The sequence below is a fragment of the Roseicyclus sp. genome, from assembly GCF_052168335.1.
GTDB lineage: Bacteria > Pseudomonadota > Alphaproteobacteria > Rhodobacterales > Rhodobacteraceae > Roseibacterium.
In genome coordinates this window covers 1-3,525 of sequence record NZ_JBQLZP010000018.1, presented here as the reverse complement: position 1 = coordinate 3,525, position 3,525 = coordinate 1, and the positions used below count along the sequence as shown (strand labels likewise).

The window sequence follows — 3,525 nt, the reverse complement described above, 5'->3', positions numbered from 1 at the left end:
GCAATGCGCGGCAGGTCTCGGCCACCTCGCGGGGCTGGATCGAGTCGATCCAGACCGCGCTCGGCCCCGGCACGCCGGAGCCCCAGCGCATCCAGGCGGCGGAGCGCGCCGTGACCATCGCCCGCAACGCCGGATGGGAGGACACGCGCCTCGGCTTCAGCCACTTCGCGCTCGGGCGGCTCACGCTGTCGCGGGACGCCGACCGCTCGGTGACGGCGTTCCAGACGGCCGCCGGCATCTTCGAGCGCGTGGCGCCGGGCGGCATCCAGTCGGCGCATGTCGACATGCAGCTCGCCGCCTTCTCGCTTTCCGCCGGCCGCCCGGAGGAGGCGCTGCGCCTGACCGGACGCGCCATTCCCGCCGCCCAGCGCGCCGAGAACGCCGCGCTCCTCTCGACGCTCCTGATGATCCGGGCCGAGGCGCTGGACGCTCTCGGGCGGACGGCCGAGGCGCGGCCGGTGCGTCTCGACAGCCTCGGCTGGGGCCGCTATGGCTTCGGCTCGAACGCCGCGGTCGGCGCGCGGCTGACCGAGGTCGCGGCGCTGGCCCCCTGATCCGCCCCCTGATCCGAAGGCGACCCGGATGCTGAACCTGATCGGAGCCCTCGCAGGCCTCGTCCTCGGACTTCTCGTCGCCCGCAGGCGCGGCGGCAACCGGGCCGACATGGCGCAATACGCCGCCGTCTTCGCGATCATCGGCTTCCTGCTCGGCACCTTCGCGATGCTCCTCGTGCCCGCCCCCGCCTGAGGCGTTTCGCCGGCGCCGGAACTGCCCTATTCTCGGCCCATGTTCCTGCCCTTCTTCGACGCCCTGCGCCAGGCGCGCATCCCGGTCAGCCTCCGCGAATACCTCGCCTTCCTCGAGGGCGTGTCGCAGGGCCTCGTGACCTACGACGTGGACGGGTTCTACTACCTCGCCCGCGCGGCGATGGTGAAGGACGAGCGCCACCTCGACCGTTTCGACCAGTGCTTCGCCCATGTCTTCGGCGGGCTCGAGCGGATCAGCGCCGAGGACGTGCTGGAAGCGACCGAGATCCCGCGCGAGTGGCTCGAGAAGCTCGCCGAGAAGCACCTGACCCCCGAGGAGCGCGCCGAGATCGCGGCGCTCGGCGGGTTCGACAAGCTGATGGAGACGCTGCGCCAGCGCCTGCGCGAGCAGCAGGGCCGCCACCAGGGCGGCTCGAAGTGGATCGGCACGGCCGGAACCTCGCCCTTCGGCGCCTACGGCTACAACCCCGAGGGCGTGCGCATCGGACAGGACGCCTCCCGCCACCGCCGCGCCGTGAAGGTCTGGGACAAGCGCGAGTTCCGCAACCTCGACGACCAGGTCGAGCTCGGCACGCGCAACATCAAGGTCGCTATGAAGCGCCTCCGGCAATGGGTGCGCGAGGGGGCGCACGAGGAGCTCGACCTCGACGGCACGATCCGCGCCACGGCCGAGCAGGGCTGGCTCGACGTCAGGACGCGGCCCGAGCGGCGCAACGCGGTCAAGGTCCTGCTGTTCCTCGATGTCGGCGGCTCGATGGACGACCACGTCCGCGTGGTGGAGGAGCTGTTCTCGGCCGCGCGCGCCGAGTTCAAGCACCTCGAATACTACTATTTCCACAACTGCCTGTACGAAGCCGTCTGGCGCGACAACCGCCGCCGCTGGACCGAGCAGATCCCGACGCGCGAGGTGATGAACACCTACGGGTCCGACTACAAGTGCATCTTCGTCGGCGACGCCTCGATGAGCCCCTACGAGATCGCCTTCGCGGGCGGAGCGAACGAGCACTGGAACGAGGAGGCCGGACAGGTCTGGCTCGAGCGCGCGCGCACCCAGTGGCCCGACCACGTCTGGATCAACCCCGTGCCGGAACGCTACTGGGACCACACCCAGTCGATCGGCATGATCCGCCAGATCTTCGAGGACCGCATGGTGCCCATGACGCTCGAGGGGATCGACCGGGGGATGCGGGTGCTGGGGCGGTGAGCGGACGGCAGCAGAGCGCCCTCGCCTTCCTCTGGGAGCGGCACCGCCTGGCGGTCGTCGCACTCGGCCTCGCCGTGGCGGTCGCCGCGTTCTTCGCGGTCCGCCTGATCGTCTTCGCGGTCTACTGGTCCGACCCCGCGCACCGCGCGCAGCCGCTCGAGGGCTGGATGACGCCGGGCTACGTCGCGCATTCCTACGGCATCGGGCGCGAGGACCTGCGCGCCGCGCTCGGGCTCGCGCCGGGCGACCGCGCCACCCTCGAGGAGATCGCGGCCGCGCGGGGCGTCGACCTCGCCGTGGTGCTGGCCGAGGTCGAGGCGGCCATCGCGGGGAGCCGCGCGCCGTGACCGAGGCGCTCCTGGCGCTGGTGCCGGTCTACGGGGTCGCGCTGGTGGCGCTGGCGACCTTCCTGTCCTGCCTCGCGCTGCCGGTGCCGAGCTCGCTCGTCATGCTGGCGGCGGGCGGTTTCGCGGCTTCGGGCGATCTCGTGCTCTGGCAGGTGGCGCTCGCCGCCTTCGGAGGGGCGGTGGCGGGCGACCAGCTCGGCTACCAGGTCGGGCGGGCGGGCGGGCGCCTCTTCGGGGGGCGGAGCCTGCCGCCGAAGCAGGCGCGCCTTCTGGCGGAGGCGCGCGCCCTCCTCCACCGCCGGGGCGCCATGGCCGTGTTCCTCAGCCGCTGGCTCTTCTCGCCGCTCGGCCCTTGGGTGAACTTCGCGGGCGGCGCGGCGCGCCTGCCCCTGCCCCACTTCACGCGGGCGGGCGTGGCGGGCGAGGCGGTCTGGGTCGCGGTCTACGTGGGCCTCGGCGCGGCCTTCGCCGACGACCTCCTGGCGCTCGCCGACATCCTCGGCAGCGCCTCGGGGCTCCTCGCCGCCGTGGCCGTGGCGGGGGCGCTGGCGCTCTGGCTTCGCGCCGCGCTGCGCCAGCGGAGACGTGGGGGCGCCGAGGCTTGACTTCGCGCCCCGCCCCCTGCCCTCATCGGCGGCGGGGGAGGAGAGACGGATGGGCGAGGCGCCGGTTTTCGAGGTGGACCCGAGGGCCTTCTGGGCCGATCCCTACCCCGATCTCGCGCGGATGCGGGCCACGGCGCCCATCGCGCGCGTCCCGCAGCTCGGCGGTGCCGTCCTGATGACCCGGCGCGCCGACATCCACCGCGAGGAGAAGCGGATCGACGTCTTCTCCTCCCGCCAGCCGGGCGGGCTGATGACGCGGCTCATGGGCGAGAACCTGATGCGCCGGGACGGCGAGCCGCACCTGTCCGAGCGCCGCGCCCTCTTCCCCGCGCTGAGCCCGCGCACGGTGCGGGAGACCTGGGTGCCCCTCTTCCGGGCGCGGACGGCGGCGATCCTCGACGCGCTGGCGCCGAGGGGCGAGGCCGACCTCGTGCGGGACTACGCCATGCCCGTCTCGGGCGAGGCGCTGAAGCTGATCACCGGGCTGGCCGAGATGAGCGCCGCCGAGATGGACCGCGTGAGCCAGGGCATGATCGACGGCTGCGCCAACTACGCGGGCGACCCGGCGGTGGAGGCGCGCTGCCACGACTGCACGTCCTTCA

4 protein-coding genes and 2 pseudogenes are annotated in these 3,525 nt (G+C 73.2%); all 6 read left to right on the top strand.

What is annotated here, in order from left to right; genetic code table 11:
* Window positions 1–554, top strand: a pseudogene (locus tag ACTS11_RS00700) (DUF2927 domain-containing protein); the annotation flags it as partial.
* 28 nt (window positions 555–582) lie between these two features.
* The gene (locus tag ACTS11_RS00695; RefSeq protein WP_442638435.1) at window positions 583–747 is read left to right on the top strand and encodes a hypothetical protein; all 165 of its coding nucleotides are present in this window, start codon (window positions 583–585) and stop codon (window positions 745–747) included.
* A gap of 39 nt (window positions 748–786) precedes the next feature.
* The gene (locus ACTS11_RS00690) at window positions 787–1,971 is read left to right on the top strand and encodes a vWA domain-containing protein (protein WP_442638434.1); all 1,185 of its coding nucleotides are present in this window, start codon (window positions 787–789) and stop codon (window positions 1,969–1,971) included.
* Window positions 1,968–2,318, top strand: coding sequence for a hypothetical protein (locus ACTS11_RS00685; RefSeq protein ID WP_442638433.1), 351 nt, complete (start codon window positions 1,968–1,970; stop codon window positions 2,316–2,318). Before ACTS11_RS00690 ends, ACTS11_RS00685 begins: the two co-directional genes overlap by 4 nt.
* Window positions 2,315–2,923 (top strand): DedA family protein, encoded by a 609-nt coding sequence (locus ACTS11_RS00680; RefSeq protein WP_442638432.1) that lies wholly within the window; start codon window positions 2,315–2,317, stop codon window positions 2,921–2,923. The genes ACTS11_RS00685 and ACTS11_RS00680 overlap by 4 nt, the downstream gene beginning before the upstream one ends.
* A gap of 49 nt (window positions 2,924–2,972) precedes the next feature.
* Window positions 2,973–3,525, top strand: a pseudogene (locus tag ACTS11_RS00675) (cytochrome P450); the annotation flags it as partial.